We start from the raw sequence: 15,551 nt of genomic DNA, 5'->3' as shown, positions 1-15,551 counted from the left end.
GGACGGGAAGGGCAGGGGCGGCGGGGGCGAAACCCCCACCGCCCACCCGCCCTCAGCGCTCCGCCAACTCCCGCACACCCCCCGCCACAGCCACCGTCTCCTCCACCACCGCGGCCTTCCGCGAGCGCCGCCCCGGAATCAGCAGCGCCGCGCCCCCCGCAAGGGCGACAACCCCCGCCCCCACCACCAACGCCGGCCGCAACCCGTCCACGAACGACGCCGCCGTCTCGTAACCCCCCTGCGCCGAGAAGATCGACGACATCACGGCGACCCCCAGCGCACCCCCGATCTCACGCAACGCGTTGTTCGCCCCGGAAGCGATCCCCTGCTCCCCCACCCGCACACTCGACATCACCAGATGCGAGGCCGGCGCGAAGTACAGCGACATCCCCACCCCGCTCACGATCAGTCCCGGCAACTGCGCCGCGTACGACACGTCGGCCGTGACCACCGCGGCGAGATACGCCAGCCCCAGCGCCTGGAGGAAGAGCCCCGCGGCGACGACCGGCCGTCCCCCGACCCGGTCGGCGAGGTACCCCGCGACCGGCGCGATGAGCATCGGCATGCCCGTCCACGGCAGCATCCGCAGCCCCGCCTCGGTGGGCGAGTACCCGAGCACCCCCTGCATGTACTGGCTGAGCAGGAAGATCGAGCCGAACATGCCGAGGAACATCAGCAGGCTCGCCGCGTTGATGCCGGAGAAGGCGCGGGAGCGGAACAGCCGCATCGGCAGCATGGGGTTGGCGGCCCGCGCCCCGTGCACCACGAACCCGGCCAGCAGCGCGGCCCCGGCGAACAGCCCGGTCAGCACCAGGCTGCTGGTCCAGCCGTCGGCGGGCCCGCGGACCAGCCCGTAGACGATGCCGAAGAGGCCCCCGCTGACGAGCACGGTGCCGGTCGGGTCGAGCGGCGCGCCGGTGCCGTAGGACTCGGCGAGGCGCAGCCGGGCGAGCGGCAGCAGGGCGAGGCCTATCGGCACGTTCAGCCAGAAGATCCAGTGCCAGGACACGTGTTCGGTGAGGCTGCCGCCGATGAGGGGTCCGGAGGCGACGGCGAGTCCGTTGACGGCGCCCCAGATGCCGAAGGCCATGCCGCGCTTGGCGGCGGGCACGGCGGCGGTGAGCAGGGTCAGGGTGAGCGGCATCATGACGGCGGCCCCGACGCCCTGCACGGCCCGGGCGGCGATCAGTGAGTCGATGCCGGGCGCCATGGCCGCGGCGGCCGAGGCGCCGGTGAAGACGGTGAGTCCGGCCAGGAAGAGCCGCCGTCGGCCGAACCGGTCGCCGAGCGCGGCGCCGAACATGAGGAGGACGGCGAAGGTGAGCGTGTAGGCGCTCACGGTCCACTCCAGGTCGTCCAGCGCGCCGCCGAGATCCTCGCGGATGGAGGGCAGGGCGGTGGTGACGACGAGGTTGTCGAGCGCCGCCATGAAGCCGGCGGCGCTGGTGAGGAGGAGGGCCCAGACGGTCCCTCCCCGGTGTGCGGTCTGCTGTGACACGGTGACTCCCCCAGATTAGTAATTGACCACTAACTTTCTTGGACAGACGACGGCACGGCTCATGGCCGCACGCGTCACGGAACGGTGGGCCCGCGAGCCCCACCCCCGTCCCCTACTTCTCCAGCCGGCCCTTGATCCGGGCCGACGGGTACAGCCCTTCCCACACCCGGTGCTGGGGCGGGAACCCCATGGCGACGAGGCAGTTGATGAGCATCCCGTACGCCAGGAAGTCCGTCGTCTGGTCGATGTCCGCGCCGAGCGGGATGTGGACGGTGTCCCACATCTTCATCCACTCGGCGCGCACGGCCTCGCCGAACCCGTGGTCGCCCTCCTGCTCGGCGGCGGCCACGGCGACGTACATCTGCATCTGCAACTGCAACAGCTCGGGCCGGTCGGCGATGAGCTGCGTATAGGCATTGGCCATGGCGTGCAGGGCCTCCTCGCCCCTCAGCCCCTCCGACGCCCTCTCGAACGTTCTGGTGATCTCGGCCGTACAGCGCTCGGTCGCCGCGCGGAAGATCGCCCGCTTGTCCGGGAAGAGCCGGAAGAGGTACGGCTGCGACACCCCGACGCGTCTGGCGATCGCCTCGGTGGACGTGCCGTGGTAACCGCCGCGGGCGAACTCGCTCGTCGCCGCACGGATGACGCTCTCGCGCCGCTCCTCCGCGCTCATCCTGACCATGCGAGTAAGTTAGTGCTCAATCACTAACTAAGTCAAGCGGCCCCTGAAAAATGGCATGTGAGGGTCAACCAGCCGCCCCTAGGATCATGGTGACCTCGGCGGGCACCGCGGCGGGTCGCCCGGCGGCGACCCTCGGACAGGGGCGGAAGCCGCCGACCGACGGAAGGGGAACAGCACGTGAAGCCGGAGAAGTCGCGTACCCGCTGGATGCGCTCCGCCTCCCTGCTCCTGGGCGCGCTCGGACTGGTGGTCGTGACGGCCAACTCGGCCAGCGCCCAGACGATCAAGACCTACGGGGCCTACGAGGGCGGCGGCTGGGGTGCCTGGTCCCAGGATCCCGGCACCGACCAGTACGGCGACGCCACCCCGGGCGACTCGATCCAGGCGTGCGACAGCATCGCGGACGGGTGGGGCATCGAGGTGCGGCTCGACATCGGCCGGGACGGCGACATCGACCGCACGGTGAGCACCCGCGGGCACAGCTCGTTCTACTGCTCGGCCTGGAAGACCGGCAACATCGCGGAGGACACCCCGATCCGCATGTGGGTCGTGAAGGTGAAGGGCGACACGAGCTACCACCCGGTGTACTGGGACGGCCACGCGTAGGACAGCGGACGGGGACGGGCCCGCGCCTCCTCACGAGGGGCGCGGGCCCGTCCGCGTACCGGCGTACCTCAGGCCAGCCGGACGACCGCGCGGGACATGCCCAGGACCTTCTGCCCGGCGCTGGTGGCCGTCAGGTCCACGCGGACGGTGTTGTCGCCGAGCTTGGCGGCGACCTTGGCGCCGACCTCGATGAGCGCGCCCTTGTCGTCGTCCGGGACGACCACCGGCTTGGTGAAGCGGACGCCGTACTCGACGACCGCGCCCGGGTCGCCGGCCCAGTCGGTGACCACGCGGACCGCCGAGGCCATGGTGAACATGCCGTGCGCGATGACGTCCGGCAGCCCGACCTCCTTGGCGAACCGCTCGTTCCAGTGGATGGGGTTGAAGTCGCCGGAGGCGCCGGCGTACCGGACCAGGGTGGCGCGGGACACCGGGAACGTCCTCGCGGGCAGCTCGGTGCCGACCTCGACGTCGGCGTACGCGATCTTCGCCGTCATCGTCCTCACGCCTCCTCTGCGGCCGCGCGGGCCACGAGCTTGGTCCAGGCGGTCACGACGTGCTCGCCCGACTCGTCGTGCACCTCGCCGCGGATGTCCAGGATGTCGTTGCCCGCCAGGGACTTGACCGCCTCGATGGTCGAGGTGACCGTGAGCCGGTCGCCGGCGCGCACCGGACGGGTGTAGGCGAACTTCTGGTCGCCGTGCACGACGCGGCTGTAGTCCAGTCCGAGCTGCGGGTCCTCGACGACCTGGCCCGCGGCCTTGAAGGTGATCGCGAAGACGAAGGTCGGCGGGGCGATCACATCGGCGTGCCCGAGCGCCTTGGCGGCCTCGGGGTCGGTGTACGCCGGGTTGACGTCCCCCACGGCCTCCGCGAACTCACGGATCTTCTCCCGGCCCACCTCGTAGGGGTCGGTGGGCGGGTAGGACCGCCCCACGAAGGACTGGTCGAGCGCCATCGGCTCGGCACCTCCTGCTATTGGGTGAGTGGTTGGACGAACGCTTGGGTGGGCCGAGCCTACAAAACGACACGAGGCCGCCCCCCGGACTGCGGGGGCGGCCTCGTGTACGAGCCTTGTTTATCGCGTCTCGCGGTGCGCGGTGTGCGCGTTGCAACGCGGGCAGTGCTTCTTCATCTCAAGACGGTCCGGGTTGTTACGCCGGTTCTTCTTGGTGATGTAGTTCCGCTCCTTGCACTCCACGCAGGCCAGCGTGATCTTCGGGCGGACGTCGGTGGCAGCCACGTGAGTGCTCCTTGACGAACGGGTTGACTGTATGAACGCAGAAAAGAGTAGCCGATCGAAGGACCGACCCCGCAATCGGCTACTGAGAGTAGCGGTGACCGGACTTGAACCGGTGACACAGCGATTATGAGCCGCTTGCTCTACCGACTGAGCTACACCGCTGCAGGTGCGATCGGAGCCCGCCTTGCGACGGGAACCTCACTCACCAGAGCCCCAAAACGGAATCGAACCGTTGACCTTCTCCTTACCATGGAGACGCTCTGCCGACTGAGCTATTGGGGCGAGCGAGGAAGACATTACACGGTCGCCCGCCGTTCGCCCAAATCCGTTTCGTGCCGTGGGGCCCGACCTGTTCCGGGCCGGCTCGCGGGCCCGTCGCGGCGGCGGTTCCTCCCCCGTTCCCGCGGGGCTGCCGGGCTGGTGGCGGCTGGGCTTTCGGGTTCGTGGCGGCTGGGGCTGCCGGGCTTGTGGCGGCTGGGCTTTCGGGTTCGTGGCGGCTGGGGCTCAGGGCTTGTGGCGGCTGGGTTTCCGGGTCCGTCGCGGCGGTCTCGTGGGGCCCTGGAGCCACACCGGTACGACTATTTCGCTCCTCCCCGTCGCCGCCGGGCCGCCGCCCTAGGCTCGGCCTCACTCCGCGTGATCTTGGCCCTTCCGCCTCACGCGTCCGCCCGTGCCGCCTCGTGGCGCCCGATCCCAGGAGTGCGATGCCCGACGAGCGCCCGCAGCCGCCCCGCTCCCCCTTCCCGGCCCCCTCGGCGGCCCCGGGGTTCCCCGCCGGACCGGCCGGACTGCTGTTGTGCGGAGCCCGGCTCGTCGACGGCCGGACGGTCGACGTACGGCTGGGCGGCGACCGGATCGAGGCGGTCGGCACCGCCGGCAGCCTGGTGCCCGGCCCGGGCGGCTCCCGTCTCGACCTCGGCGGCCATCTGCTCCTCCCCGCCCCCGCCGAACCCCACGCCCACGGCGACACCGCCCTGTCCGCCGACGGCGACGGCCCGCCCGACTCCGACGCCGAGGAGGTCCAGCGGCGGGCCACCGAGGCCGCGCTGCTGCAGCTCGGGCACGGCGCCACGGCGCTGCGCTCGCATGTACGGGTCGGCGAGGTGCAGGGGCTCGACGCGCTCGCCGCCGTGCTCCGGGCCCGCCGCTCCCTGCACGGCCTTGCCGAGCTGACGGCGGTGGCGATGCCCCGCGTACTGACCGGGGCGGCCGGCGCGGACGGGCTCGCGCTGCTGCGGGACGCGGTGAAGATGGGCGCGGCGGTCGTCGGCGGCTGCCCGGACACCGACCCGGATCCGGCGGGGTACATGGAGGCGGTCCTGGAGGTCGCCTCCGAGCACGGCCTCCCCGTCGACCTGCACACCGACGCCGCCGACCCGGCGCGGCTCACGCGGATCGCGGCGATGGCGGGCGGGCTGCGGCCCGGCGTGACGCTGGGCCCCTGCGGGGGTCTGGCCCGGCTGCCGGAGGAGGCCGCGGCCCGGGTCGCCGACCAGCTGGCGGCGACCGGCGTCGGCGTGGTCTGCCTCCCGCAGGGCGGCTGCGGCGCGGCCGGCCTGCGCGAAACGCCTCCGGTGCGGCTGCTGCGCGCGGCCGGGGTGCGGGTCGCGGCGGGCAGCGGGGCGCTGCGGGACGTGTCGAACCCGGTCGGCCGGGGCGACCCGCTGGAGGCCGCCTACCTGCTGGCCTCGCGCCAGGGGCTGCGCCCGGAGACGGCGTACGGGACGGTGAGCACGGCGGCGCGCGCCGCGCTGGGGCTGCCGGAGGTACGGGTCGAGGCGGGGTTCCCGGCCGAGCTGCTCGCGGTGCGCGGTACGGATCTGGCGGGCGCGCTGTCGCTCGCGTACAGCAGGATCGTGGTGCACCGGGGGCGCGTGGTGGCGCGGACCAGTGCGGTGCGCGAGTACTGCGACTCGGCGGCGACGGCGGCGCTGGGGCTGCCGAGGCAGGGGCGGGGCGGGGTGTCGTAGGGGCGGGCCGGGGTGCCCGTCGTCTGGTCGGGGGCGCACGGCCGGGCGGGGTGCGCGCCGGGGCGTACGGCGGCGGGAGTGCCGCTCCCGGCGTACCGTCGGAATCATGCGCATTGTCATCGCTGGGGGTCATGGTCAGATCGCGCTGCGGCTGGAGCGGTTGCTCGCCGCGCGCGGCGACGAGGTGGCGGGGATCATCCGCCGTGCGGAGCAGGCCGACGACCTGCGGGCGGCCGGCGCCGAACCGCTCGTGTGCGATCTGGAGTCCGCGTCGGAGGACGAGGTCGCCGGGTTGCTGCGGGGCGCGGACGCGGTGGTGTTCGCGGCGGGCGCGGGGCCGGGCAGCGGGACGGACCGCAAGGAGACGGTGGACCGCGGCGCCGCCGTGCTGCTCGCGGACGCGGCCGCGCGCGCGGGCGTACGCCGGTATGTCGTCGTGTCCTCGATGGGCGCCGATCCCGAACACCCGGGGGACGAGGTGTTCGACGTCTATCTGCGGGCCAAGGGCGCGGCCGACGCGTACGTCCGCGGTCACTCGGCCCTGGACTGGACGATCCTGCGGCCGGGCCGGCTGACGGACGACGCCGGTACGGGTCTGGTGCGTCTGGAGGCGGCGACGGGCCGCGGCCCGGTCCCGCGCGACGACGTGGCGGCGGTCCTCGCGGAGCTTCTGGACACCCCGGCGACGGCGGGTCTGACGCTGGAGCTGATCAGCGGTTCGGCGCCGGTGTCGGTGGCGGTGAAGGCGGTCGCCGGGAACTGACGGGAGCCGAGGGGCGGGGGGCCTTCAGCGGTGGGCGGCGGCCGTTTCAGCGGTGGTACGTCGGGTGTCCGGAGGGTTCAGAAGAGGGGGAGTTGCCCGGGGAACTCGGGCACGGCGTAGCCGTCCAGCGCGGGCTGGGCGGCGTCCGGCCCGGCGGACCGCCGGGAGCCGGGGCAGGAGACGAGCTCCCCGGCGGCCCGTGCCCCGGGCGGATCGTGCCGCGCGAACCGCCCGGCGACGACGGCGATCTCCCGACGGCACTCGGGACAGGTCCTGCGACGCGACGACATGCCTTCAGCGTACGGGGAATGTCAATGGGAAATGCGGCGCCACCCGTTCGGCTGGCACCGCTTCGGCGGCGGGCATGGCTGGTCGCATTGCCGGCCCGGATTTCCGGATGATCGGGAATCCTTCGTCGTCCCTTCACCGGAAGGGTCGTCCTTTCACCGGAAGGTGTGTGCCCGTGTCCGTGCCCGCAAGGAAAACCCGCGTGTCCGAGGTGGAACTTCCTCCTCTTTACTGCCCGCTGGAATCCGCCGTGCATCCGCGGGTGCGGCGGGTCGAGAAACGGGCGGTGAAATGGATCGGCGACAGCGGTATGTGCGCCGACGAGCGGGAGAAGGCGTGGGTCGTGGCCACCCACAGCGCCGATTTCTTCGCCCGCTTCGCACCGGACGCCCCGGACGAGGACCGGCTGCTGGCCGCGGCCCTGTGGGTGTACTGGGGCTTCGCCTTCGACGACGCGCGCTGCGACAGCGGGCCGCTGAGCACCCGCCCCGCCCAGTTCAACGCGCTGGCCGGGCAGGTGCAGCGGGCGTGCGAGACGTCGTCCGCCAAGGGCGAGGACCGGTACATCGGCGCCCTTCAAGACATCGTCGACCGGTTCCGCGGCTTCGCGCCGCCCACGCAGGTCGCGCGGTTCGCCCACGCGCACCGGGCGTGGCTGTCGGGGGTGGCCTGGCAGGTCGGCAACCAGGCCGTCGGCCGGATGCCGGGGCTGGACGAGTTCCTCGCCATGCGGCTGCTCTCCTCCGGCGGCGAACCCACCTTCGCGCTGCTGGAGTTGGCGACGGGCGCCGAGGTGCCCGACCGTGACCTGCACCGTCCGGCGGTGCGCGCGCTGACGGAGATGGCCATCATGGTGGCCGCCCTCGACAACGACCGGCACTCGCTGCGCAAGGAGTTGGCCCGGAACCAGGCCGACCAGAACCTCTACACCGTGCTGATGCAGGAGCGGGGCATCGCGCTGCAGGAGGCGGTCGACATGGCGAACGGGCTGCGCGACCGCGTGCTGCAACGGTTCCTGCACCTCCACGACCGCGTCCGGCCGACCGCCGGCTTCGATCTCGCCATCTATGTGCAGGGGCTGCGGCACGGCATCCGCGGCAACAACGAGTGGGGGCTGCGGGTGCCGCGCTATCTGAGCCGGGGTCATTGGCCGGACGAGCGCGAGGAGATGCCGTTGAGCTGGGCCGACGCCCCGTCCGACACGCGGCCGGGGCCGGTGGAGGGGGCGCCGTCCATCGCCTGGTGGTGGGATCCGGACCTGAGGTGAGTCCGCGTACGGGTCACGGGTCACGGGCGCGGCGGGGCTTGTGCGAGGCGGGCGGTGGGGGTTTTCGCGGGCGGTGGGTGGGGATCCTCAGCGGCCCGAGGCCAGGTCCAGCGTCCACCACGGCCCGCCGGAGCCCGCCGCGACGCCGACCCCGGCGTCGCGGTATCCGCAGGTCAGGATGTTGGCGCGGTGCGGCGGGCTGCCCATCCACGCGTCGACGGCGGCACGGGCGGTGCGGGTGCCGGCGACGACGTTCTCGCCGCCGGCGCGCGGGTGATAGCCGGCGGCGCGCATCCGGTCGACCGGTGTGCTGCCGTCCGCCCCGGCGTGGCCGAGGCGGTGGTGGCGGGCCATGTCGACGCTGTGCGCCTGCGCGGCCCGGTTCAGCGCGGCGCGCAGCCGCAGCGGCCGGCAACCGGCCCTGGTACGGCTCCGGTTGACGGCGGCGATCACGCGCGCGGCGGCCTTGCTCCCGGCGCCGCGCCCGGGTGCGGTGCGGGACGGTTCGCGCGGGGTCGAGTCGCGGTCGCCGACCGGGGCGGGGACGTACGGGTCCGGGGCGCCGGGAGCCGGCTGCCAGCGGCCGGGAACCGCCACGGACCACGGGGGCGCCAGCCGGGCGGGCGAGGGCGGGACGGGGTCCGCCGGAGCGGCCGTGGCGGCGGGCGCCACGCACACGGGCGGCATGACGAGAAGAACGCTCCCGAGCACAAGCGCCCATCTTTTCATTCGACTCATCGGCGAATGCGTCCCCTCACTGTGCACATGATCCCAGGTCATCGTTTTTTCTTTTCCTTTTGTCATCGCCGCCCGGCCTGTCGCGGCGCACACCGTATCCACTTTCCCCCTTCGAGGGAAAAACGCATTCCCGGGACGGTCCCGGCGGGAACGCCGGACAACGGCGGATAGGGTGGGGCCCGCTCACTTCCCCATTCCCTTTCCGCTTTTCCAGGGAGGCTTCCCCATGCCCATGCGGATTCGCCGACTCGCCCTCGTGTCCCTCGCCGCACTGGCCCTGACGACGGGCGGTGCGGCGACGGCCGCCAGTGCCGCCCCGGCACCGGCCCGGCCCGTCACCGGCCCGGGTCCCGACGGCGGCTACCCGGGCGGCGGCCACGAGCGTCCGCTGCACTTCGGCCCGTTCGAGTTCCCCCGGTACGGCACCGTCTCCGGCGGCTTCTCCTGGGGCGTGCGGGACTAGGGCGTGTCCGGCACGAGCGGCGCGGCCCCCTTCCGGGAACTGTCCGGAAGGGGGCCGCGCGGCTGTGCGTGTCCACCGGTGCCGTCAGCGCTTGAGCGTGGCGGCGCTGGCCACGAGCACCAGGATCACGCACAGCAGGATCAGCAGGGCGTCCCGCACGAACAGCCCGGTGACGCCGGTGTGCGTGGCGGCCTCGCTCGCGGCCTGGACGGCGTACGTCATCGGCATCACCTTCGCTGCGGCCCCCAGGGCGCCGTGCATCTCGTCGCGCGGCACGAACAGCCCGCAGACGAGGAACTGCGGGAGGACCCCGGCGGGCAGGAACTGCACCGCCTGGAACTCGTTGCGGGCGAAGGCGCTCACCAGCAGTCCCAGCGCCAGCCCGAGGAGCGCGCCGAGCATGGCGATGACCATGAGCAGATAGGCGGGCCCCTTGATGTCGAGCCCGAGCGGGCCGACGGTCAGGAGGGTGGAGAGGACGGCCTGGAGCAGGGCCAGGACGGTGAAGGCGAGGCTGTAGCCGAGCACGATGTCCAGCCGTCGCACCGGCATGGTCAGCAGCCGTTCGGCGGTGCCGGTGGTGCGCTCGCGCAGGGTGGAGACCGAGGCCACCAGGTACATGACGATGACCGGGAAGATGCCGAAGACCTGAGGCCCGACCCGCTCGAACGAGGCGTCCGAACCGTCGAACATCAGCTTGAGCAGCACCATCAGCATGCAGGGGATGCCCAGCAGCAGGGCCGTGCTGCCGCGGTCGCGGGAGATCTGCTGGAGGACCCGTACCGCCGTGGCGCCGGTGATGGTGGGCGAGAACGGCAGCCGGTCGGCCAGGGGGGAGGTGCTGGAAGCGGTGCTGGAGGCGGTGCTCATGACAGCGAGTCCACGGCGAAGAAGGCCCGCTCGGCCTCGGGCGCGGGGGCCTGGTCGAGCAGGGTGGGCAGGGCGAGCGACGGGGGCTGGGCGGCAGCCCCTTGCCGGGCGCGCGCCTCGGCCTCGCTCGCGGCCCTGACCAGGTGCAGGAACGCCTCCTCCACATCCGCACAGCCGGTGTGTTCGAGGAGGGTGGCGCGGCCGGCGTCGGCGAGGAGGCGGCCGTCGCGCATCAGCAGCAGCCGGTCGCAGCGGTCGGCCTCGTCCATGACGTGGCTGGAGACCAGCAGCGTCGTCCCCTCCCGGACCAGCCGCTGGAACACCTGCCACAACTCCCGGCGCACCATGGGGTCGAGGCCGACGGTCGGCTCGTCCATCACGAGCAGGTCGGGCTTGTTGAGCAGCGCCACCGCGAGCGACACCCGCGAGTACTGGCCGCCGGACAGCCGGGCCACCAGCTTGTCCGCGTACGAGGCGAGGTCGACCTCCTTCACCACGCGCACCACGGCGTCCTCCCGGCGCCAGCCGCGCATGCCGAGCGCGGCGGCGAAGTAGCGCAGGTTCTCCAGCACCGTCAGGTCCGCGTAGACGGAGGGTGCCTGGGTGACGTAGCCGACGCGGGTGCGCAGCTGCGGGGCGCCGGCCGCGTAGCCCAGGACCTGGACATGGCCGGCGGTGGGCTGCTGGACGCCGACGACGGACCGCAGCAGTGTCGTCTTGCCGCAGCCGCTGGGACCGAGCAGCCCGACGACGCACCCGCGCGGAATCGTGAAACCGAGGTGCCGCAGGACGGTGTGGGAGCCGCGGACGACCTGCAGCCCGTAGGCGGCGACGGCCGGGAGGTCGCCGGGGAACGGCGCGTCGGATGCGATCTGCTGCACGACTCCACTGAGTTTCGTCACATCGGGCACTCGATTACGAATCATCCCGTTGCGGGACGACAGTCGTACTGCCGGGCATACGCGGCAAATACCCACCGAAGAGTCAACGGACCAGGGGGAGCAAAGTCACGCGCGGGGCGGAACGGGAATGCCGGGGTGCCCTACGCGGACCGGCGGTGGTCGCCGTCACACGTCACGGCGGGTCATCGCCCGGGCGATGTCGTGCAGTTGCCGGTAGGCCTCCGCCGTCGGCCGGGCGCACGACAGCGCGCGCAGGGCGGCGGACAACTGCCGGTGCGCCTCCTGCTGCGCCCCTTCGCGCCCGCCGGCCTCCTCGGCCAGTTCGCGCGCCAGGGCGACGTCATCGTCGTCCAGGGCGCCCGGGGAATCGTAGAGCTCCCGCAGCCGCCGTGCGGCCGTGCTGCCGCCGCCCAGGGCGATCACCACGGGCAACGACTTCTTCCGGGCCGCGAGGTCCGCCCCCACCGGCTTTCCGCTGCGCGCCGACCGGCCCCAGATGCCGAGGAGGTCGTCCACGCACTGGAACGCCACCCCGAGCCGGCGCCCGAACTCCCGTAGTCCGCACACCTGTACGTCGTCGGCTCCGGCCAGTACGCCGCCCAGGGCGCAGGCGCAGCCCATCAGCGAGCCGGTCTTGCCCTCGGCCATGGCCAGGTACTGCGCCACCGACACCTCGGGCGCCTTCTCGTAGGCGACGTCGCGGCTCTGGCCCTCGACCAGTTCCACCAGCGCGTCCACCAACTCCTTCACCGCGGCGGCGGCCCGCCGGGGCTGCGCCTCCGTCAACGCACGCATCGCGGCCACCAGGAGGGCGTCACCGGTGAGCACCGCGGCGGGCGTCCCGAAGACGGACCAGGCGGCCGGGCGGTGCCGGCGCAGGGCGTCCCCGTCGATGACGTCGTCGTGCAGCAGCGTGAAGTCGTGCACGAGTTCGACGGCGACGGCTCCCGGGACCGCGCCCTCGGCGCTACCGCCGACGGCCATCGCGGACAGCAGCGTCAGCGCCGGGCGGACGGACTTGCCCCCGCCGGCCGCCGGGGGCGTCGGCGTGCCGTCGGCCTCGCACCAGCCGCGGTGGTACCCGGCGACCCGGCCCTCGGCCGCGGGCAGCGCGGCCAGGGCGCCTCGCAGGGCGGGGCCCAGCAGGTCGTCGACCCAGCCCAGACGCGGGAACGTGCCGGCCGGAGCGGGGTCGGTGATCTGCGGCATGCACTACTCCTCGGAACTCGCACCGGAGACCGCGCCGGCGCCCACGGGCACGTCACGTACACACGCCAGTCAACCGGCTGCCGCCCACCCCGAAGAGACCACACCCCACCCTCACCCCAAGGATCACCGAGGCGGCCCAGCCCCATGACAGTGCACCCACCGGACAATCAGCCCGCCGCGCCGGCACACGACAAAAGGCCCTCGGCCCACCGCACCGATACACGACAAAGGGTCCGTAACCTGCTTCTGCAGCAGGTCACGGACCCTGTCTTTCCCGTGTGGCGGCGCCAGGATTCGAACCTGGGAAGGCTGAGCCGGCAGATTTACAGTCTGCTCCCTTTGGCCGCTCGGGCACACCGCCGGGGTGATCGCCGTGGAGGCCGCTCGTGCGGTGCTCCGTGGCAACGACGTAAACGATACCTGATGCAGGGGGGTGCTCCGCCACTCGGTTGATCAGTACCGGGGGTGCCTCGGGTGACTAGGCTTATGCGGATGCGGCCCCGGTCCGCGGTGCGTGCCGGGACCGTCGCGTACGCACCCCGATCCACCCGATACAAGGAGCCACAGGACATGGCCGACTCCAGTTTCGACATCGTCTCGAAGGTCGAGCGGCAGGAGGTCGACAACGCCCTCAACCAGGCCGGCAAGGAGATCTCCCAGCGCTACGACTTCAAGAACGTCGGCGCCTCGATCGCCTGGTCCGGCGAGAAGATCCTGATGCAGGCGAACTCCGAGGAGCGGGTGAAGGCCATCCTCGACGTCTTCCAGTCGAAGCTGGTCAAGCGCGGGATCTCGCTCAAGGCGCTGGACGCCGGTGAGCCGCAGCTCTCCGGCAAGGAGTACAAGATCTTCGCCTCCATCGAGGAGGGCATCTCCCAGGACAACGCCAAGAAGGTAGCGAAGATCATCCGTGACGAGGGGCCCAAGGGCGTGAAGGCCCAGGTGCAGGGCGACGAGCTGCGCGTCAGCTCCAAGAGCCGGGACGACCTCCAGGCCGTCATCGCCCTCCTCAAGGGCAAGGACTTCGACTTCGCACTGCAGTTCGTCAACTACCGGTGAGGCGGATCCTCGACCGCCGGTGAGGCCGGTGGCCTTCGACCGCCGGTGAACCGGGAGAGGGCGGGCGCCCCTGTGCGGGGTGCCCGCCCTCCGGCGTGGTCCGTGCGTGCTCAGCGGCGGGAGTCGCCGAACAGGATGCGGTAGACGATCAGCAGCACCAGGGAGCCGCCGATCGCCGCCGCCCAGGTGGCGCTGTCGAAGAAGTTCTTGGTGATCGTGTGGTCCAGCCAGCGTGCGGAGATCCAGCCGCCGATGAAGGCGCCCGCGACGCCGATGAGGGTGGTGCCCACGAAGCCGCCCGGGTCCTTGCCCGGGAGCAGGAACTTGGCGATGGCTCCCGCCAGCAGCCCCAGAATGATCCAGCCGACAATGGTCATGCCCTCAGCCTGCCTCTCCGCGCTGTGCCTGTGCTGTGCCCGCGCCGTTGGGTCGCGTCCCGGCCGGGCGCGGTTGTCTCGGGCCGCCCTGCGCCTTCCCGCCTCGTGCCTGCGACATGGTGTTCTTGTCGGGGAGGACGGTCTCCGCCGCGTCCGCGGTTGCAGTCGGCGCCGGGCCGTCGCCCGTGCGGGCGGCGTCCGGCGTGCCGGTGCCGTCAGCGCGTCGCGAAGGGCTGGTCCGTGCGGACGATCTCGCGGCCCAGCGGCACCAGGGAGACGGGTATGAGCTTGAAGTTGGCGATGCCGAACGGGATCCCGATGATCGTGAGGCACAGCATGACGCCGGTGACGATGTGGGCGAGCGCCAGCCACCAGCCGGCGAGTACCAGCCACAGCACGTTGCCGACGCAGGACGGGGCGCCCGCGTCGCGCCGCTCCACCGTCGTATAGCCGAACGGCCACAGCGCGTAGACGCCGATACGGAACGCCGCTATGCCGAACGGAATGCCGATGATCGTGATGCAGAGCAGCGCGCCGGCGAACAGATAGCCCAGGAACAGCCAGAAGCCGCTCAGTATCAGCCAGATGACGTTCAGAATGGTCTTCACCGCTGTCGACCTGCCATTTGTTCGAGTCGGGTGATGCGCTCCGCCATCGGCGGGTGGGTGGAGAACAGTCTGGAGAGCCCCTGACCGGGCCGGAACGGGTTGGCGATCATCATATGGCTGGCCGTCTCGATGCGCGGCTCGGGCGGCAGCGGAAGCTGCTTGGTGCCCGTCTCCAGCTTGCGCAGGGCGCTCGCCAGGGCCAGCGGGTCGCCGGTGAGCTGGGCGCCGGAGGCGTCCGCCTCGTACTCCCGGGAGCGGCTGATGGCGAGCTGGATGAGGGTGGCGGCGAGCGGGCCGAGGAGCATGATCATCAGCATGCCGAGGAGGCCGGGGCCGTCGTCGTCCCCGGAGCGGCCGATCGGGATCAGCCAGGCGAAGTTGACCAGGAACATGATCACGGAGGCGAGGGCGCCCGCGACGGAGGAGATCAGGATGTCGCGGTTGTAGACGTGGCTCAGTTCGTGGCCGATCACGCCGCGCAGTTCCCGTGCGTCCAGCAGGCGCAGGATGCCGTCGGTGCAGCACACCGCTGCGTTGCGCGGGTTGCGGCCGGTGGCGAAGGCGTTGGGGGCCTCGGTGGGCGAGATGTACAGGCGGGGCATGGGCTGGCGGGCCTCGGTGGAGAGCTCGCGCACCATGCGGTAGAGGGCGGGGGCCTCGAACTCGCTGACCGGACGGGCGCGCATCGCGCGCAGCGCCAGCTTGTCGCTGTTCCAGTACGCGTACGCGTTGGTGCCGAGGGCGACCAGGACCGCCACGATCAGGCCGGTGCGCCCGAAGAGCGAGCCGATGACGATGATGAGTGCGGACAGTCCCCCGAGGAGAACCGCGGTCCTGATCCCGTTGTGCCGGCGGTGCACGGTACGCCCTCCAAGTCGTGCGGCAGGGGAACCCTTTGTCTGGGGATGCTGTTGACGCCACTTCTCAGTGGATCCTCCCGGTCTGGTCAACGCCAGACGGGGTGGGCGAGTTCCCTTGTGCGCGCGGGGGCGTGCCCGTGGCGTACGG

Annotated in this window: 19 protein-coding genes and 3 tRNA genes; 6 read left to right on the top strand and 16 right to left on the bottom strand. The window is 72.1% G+C overall.

Features of this window, described 5'->3' with window-relative positions; all coding sequences use genetic code 11:
• Window positions 1-52 precede the first annotated feature (52 nt).
• Entirely contained in the window at window positions 53-1,498 is a 1,446-nt protein-coding gene (locus OIE12_RS19205) for a DHA2 family efflux MFS transporter permease subunit (RefSeq protein ID WP_329136969.1), read from the bottom strand.
• A 112-nt stretch (window positions 1,499-1,610) separates the two neighbouring features.
• Window positions 1,611-2,180 carry a TetR/AcrR family transcriptional regulator gene (locus OIE12_RS19200; RefSeq protein WP_329136966.1) on the bottom strand — a complete coding sequence of 190 codons (570 nt, stop codon included), beginning with the start codon at window positions 2,178-2,180 and terminating at the stop codon, window positions 1,611-1,613.
• A gap of 177 nt (window positions 2,181-2,357) precedes the next feature.
• On the opposite strand from OIE12_RS19200, the gene OIE12_RS19195 reads away from it, so the two are divergent.
• The gene (locus OIE12_RS19195; RefSeq protein ID WP_329136964.1) at window positions 2,358-2,786 is read left to right on the top strand and encodes a hypothetical protein; all 429 of its coding nucleotides are present in this window, start codon (window positions 2,358-2,360) and stop codon (window positions 2,784-2,786) included.
• Between the two features lie 68 nt (window positions 2,787-2,854).
• On the opposite strand, the gene OIE12_RS19190 is transcribed toward OIE12_RS19195, so the two are convergent.
• The 5 genes from OIE12_RS19190 to OIE12_RS19170 all read right to left on the bottom strand — a co-directional run bounded on the left by OIE12_RS19190 (window position 2,855) and on the right by OIE12_RS19170 (window position 4,311).
• Window positions 2,855-3,283, bottom strand: coding sequence for a MaoC family dehydratase (locus tag OIE12_RS19190; protein ID WP_329136962.1), 429 nt, complete (start codon window positions 3,281-3,283; stop codon window positions 2,855-2,857).
• A 5-nt stretch (window positions 3,284-3,288) separates the two neighbouring features.
• Window positions 3,289-3,744, bottom strand: coding sequence for a MaoC family dehydratase N-terminal domain-containing protein (locus OIE12_RS19185; protein WP_329136960.1), 456 nt, complete (start codon window positions 3,742-3,744; stop codon window positions 3,289-3,291).
• A gap of 120 nt (window positions 3,745-3,864) precedes the next feature.
• Window positions 3,865-4,029: a 50S ribosomal protein L33 gene (gene rpmG / locus OIE12_RS19180; RefSeq protein WP_003948671.1), complete on the bottom strand. Its 165-nt coding sequence runs from the start codon at window positions 4,027-4,029 to the stop codon at window positions 3,865-3,867.
• Between the two features lie 89 nt (window positions 4,030-4,118).
• A tRNA-Met gene (locus tag OIE12_RS19175) sits at window positions 4,119-4,191 on the bottom strand.
• A gap of 47 nt (window positions 4,192-4,238) precedes the next feature.
• Window positions 4,239-4,311: transfer RNA gene (locus tag OIE12_RS19170), tRNA-Thr, on the bottom strand.
• Window positions 4,312-4,733: 422 nt separating this feature from the next.
• Here OIE12_RS19170 and OIE12_RS19165 point away from each other — a divergent pair.
• Together OIE12_RS19165 and OIE12_RS19160 are read left to right on the top strand one after the other, a co-directional pair.
• Window positions 4,734-5,999, top strand: coding sequence for an amidohydrolase family protein (locus OIE12_RS19165; protein WP_329136957.1), 1,266 nt, complete (start codon window positions 4,734-4,736; stop codon window positions 5,997-5,999).
• A 106-nt stretch (window positions 6,000-6,105) separates the two neighbouring features.
• A complete protein-coding gene (locus OIE12_RS19160; protein ID WP_329136956.1) occupies window positions 6,106-6,762 on the top strand; it encodes an SDR family oxidoreductase in 657 nt (218 codons plus the stop codon).
• Between the two features lie 77 nt (window positions 6,763-6,839).
• On the opposite strand, the gene OIE12_RS19155 is transcribed toward OIE12_RS19160, so the two are convergent.
• Window positions 6,840-7,052: a hypothetical protein gene (locus OIE12_RS19155; protein ID WP_329136954.1), complete on the bottom strand. Its 213-nt coding sequence runs from the start codon at window positions 7,050-7,052 to the stop codon at window positions 6,840-6,842.
• 200 nt (window positions 7,053-7,252) lie between these two features.
• On the opposite strand from OIE12_RS19155, the gene OIE12_RS19150 reads away from it, so the two are divergent.
• On the top strand, window positions 7,253-8,317 hold the full coding sequence (locus OIE12_RS19150) for a terpene synthase family protein (RefSeq protein ID WP_329136953.1): 1,065 nt from the start codon (window positions 7,253-7,255) through the stop codon (window positions 8,315-8,317).
• Window positions 8,318-8,404: 87 nt separating this feature from the next.
• On the opposite strand, the gene OIE12_RS19145 is transcribed toward OIE12_RS19150, so the two are convergent.
• Window positions 8,405-9,028, bottom strand: a complete 624-nt coding sequence (locus OIE12_RS19145; RefSeq protein ID WP_329136951.1) for a CAP domain-containing protein — start codon at window positions 9,026-9,028, stop codon at window positions 8,405-8,407.
• Window positions 9,029-9,281: 253 nt separating this feature from the next.
• Between OIE12_RS19145 and OIE12_RS19140 the strand changes: the two genes are divergently transcribed.
• Window positions 9,282-9,518, top strand: a complete 237-nt coding sequence (locus OIE12_RS19140) for a hypothetical protein (RefSeq protein ID WP_030380893.1) — start codon at window positions 9,282-9,284, stop codon at window positions 9,516-9,518.
• A gap of 84 nt (window positions 9,519-9,602) precedes the next feature.
• Here OIE12_RS19140 and OIE12_RS19135 read toward each other — a convergent pair whose 3' ends face one another.
• The 4 genes from OIE12_RS19135 to OIE12_RS19120 all read right to left on the bottom strand — a co-directional run bounded on the left by OIE12_RS19135 (window position 9,603) and on the right by OIE12_RS19120 (window position 12,860).
• Window positions 9,603-10,388 (bottom strand): ABC transporter permease, encoded by a 786-nt coding sequence (locus tag OIE12_RS19135; RefSeq protein ID WP_329136948.1) that lies wholly within the window; start codon window positions 10,386-10,388, stop codon window positions 9,603-9,605.
• Window positions 10,385-11,269 carry an ABC transporter ATP-binding protein gene (locus OIE12_RS19130; RefSeq protein WP_329136946.1) on the bottom strand — a complete coding sequence of 295 codons (885 nt, stop codon included), beginning with the start codon at window positions 11,267-11,269 and terminating at the stop codon, window positions 10,385-10,387. The genes OIE12_RS19135 and OIE12_RS19130 overlap by 4 nt, the downstream gene beginning before the upstream one ends.
• A 186-nt stretch (window positions 11,270-11,455) precedes the next feature.
• The gene (locus OIE12_RS19125; RefSeq protein WP_329136944.1) at window positions 11,456-12,499 is read right to left on the bottom strand and encodes a polyprenyl synthetase family protein; all 1,044 of its coding nucleotides are present in this window, start codon (window positions 12,497-12,499) and stop codon (window positions 11,456-11,458) included.
• 279 nt (window positions 12,500-12,778) lie between these two features.
• Window positions 12,779-12,860, bottom strand: a tRNA-Tyr gene (locus OIE12_RS19120).
• A 209-nt stretch (window positions 12,861-13,069) separates the two neighbouring features.
• Between OIE12_RS19120 and OIE12_RS19115 the strand changes: the two genes are divergently transcribed.
• Window positions 13,070-13,558, top strand: coding sequence for a YajQ family cyclic di-GMP-binding protein (locus tag OIE12_RS19115; RefSeq protein WP_329136942.1), 489 nt, complete (start codon window positions 13,070-13,072; stop codon window positions 13,556-13,558).
• A 110-nt stretch (window positions 13,559-13,668) separates the two neighbouring features.
• On the opposite strand, the gene OIE12_RS19110 is transcribed toward OIE12_RS19115, so the two are convergent.
• From OIE12_RS19110 to htpX, 3 genes are all read right to left on the bottom strand, one after another.
• Window positions 13,669-13,935, bottom strand: a complete 267-nt coding sequence (locus OIE12_RS19110) for a GlsB/YeaQ/YmgE family stress response membrane protein (RefSeq protein WP_030382339.1) — start codon at window positions 13,933-13,935, stop codon at window positions 13,669-13,671.
• 215 nt (window positions 13,936-14,150) lie between these two features.
• Window positions 14,151-14,543, bottom strand: a complete 393-nt coding sequence (locus OIE12_RS19105; RefSeq protein ID WP_329136940.1) for a YccF domain-containing protein — start codon at window positions 14,541-14,543, stop codon at window positions 14,151-14,153.
• Window positions 14,540-15,403: a zinc metalloprotease HtpX gene (gene htpX / locus OIE12_RS19100; RefSeq protein WP_329136938.1), complete on the bottom strand. Its 864-nt coding sequence runs from the start codon at window positions 15,401-15,403 to the stop codon at window positions 14,540-14,542. The genes OIE12_RS19105 and htpX overlap by 4 nt, the downstream gene beginning before the upstream one ends.
• Between the last annotated feature and the right edge of the window lie 148 nt (window positions 15,404-15,551).

It is taken from the genome of Streptomyces sp. NBC_00670, assembly GCF_036226765.1.
In the GTDB taxonomy this organism is placed as follows: domain Bacteria; phylum Actinomycetota; class Actinomycetes; order Streptomycetales; family Streptomycetaceae; genus Streptomyces.
This window is presented reverse-complemented; position numbering and strand designations above follow the sequence as displayed.

Coding starts and splice junctions, on each gene's coding strand:
- OIE12_RS19190 (WP_329136962.1), bottom strand. CDS start 3,283: ATGACGGCGAAGATCGCGTACGCCGACGTCGAGGTCGGCACCGAGCTG.
- OIE12_RS19165 (WP_329136957.1), top strand. CDS start 4,734: ATGCCCGACGAGCGCCCGCAGCCGCCCCGCTCCCCCTTCCCGGCCCCC.
- OIE12_RS19140 (WP_030380893.1), top strand. CDS start 9,282: ATGCCCATGCGGATTCGCCGACTCGCCCTCGTGTCCCTCGCCGCACTG.
- OIE12_RS19185 (WP_329136960.1), bottom strand. CDS start 3,744: ATGGCGCTCGACCAGTCCTTCGTGGGGCGGTCCTACCCGCCCACCGAC.
- OIE12_RS19135 (WP_329136948.1), bottom strand. CDS start 10,388: ATGAGCACCGCCTCCAGCACCGCTTCCAGCACCTCCCCCCTGGCCGAC.
- OIE12_RS19115 (WP_329136942.1), top strand. CDS start 13,070: ATGGCCGACTCCAGTTTCGACATCGTCTCGAAGGTCGAGCGGCAGGAG.
- OIE12_RS19160 (WP_329136956.1), top strand. CDS start 6,106: ATGCGCATTGTCATCGCTGGGGGTCATGGTCAGATCGCGCTGCGGCTG.
- OIE12_RS19110 (WP_030382339.1), bottom strand. CDS start 13,935: ATGACCATTGTCGGCTGGATCATTCTGGGGCTGCTGGCGGGAGCCATC.
- OIE12_RS19200 (WP_329136966.1), bottom strand. CDS start 2,180: ATGGTCAGGATGAGCGCGGAGGAGCGGCGCGAGAGCGTCATCCGTGCG.
- OIE12_RS19125 (WP_329136944.1), bottom strand. CDS start 12,499: ATGCCGCAGATCACCGACCCCGCTCCGGCCGGCACGTTCCCGCGTCTG.
- OIE12_RS19155 (WP_329136954.1), bottom strand. CDS start 7,052: ATGTCGTCGCGTCGCAGGACCTGTCCCGAGTGCCGTCGGGAGATCGCC.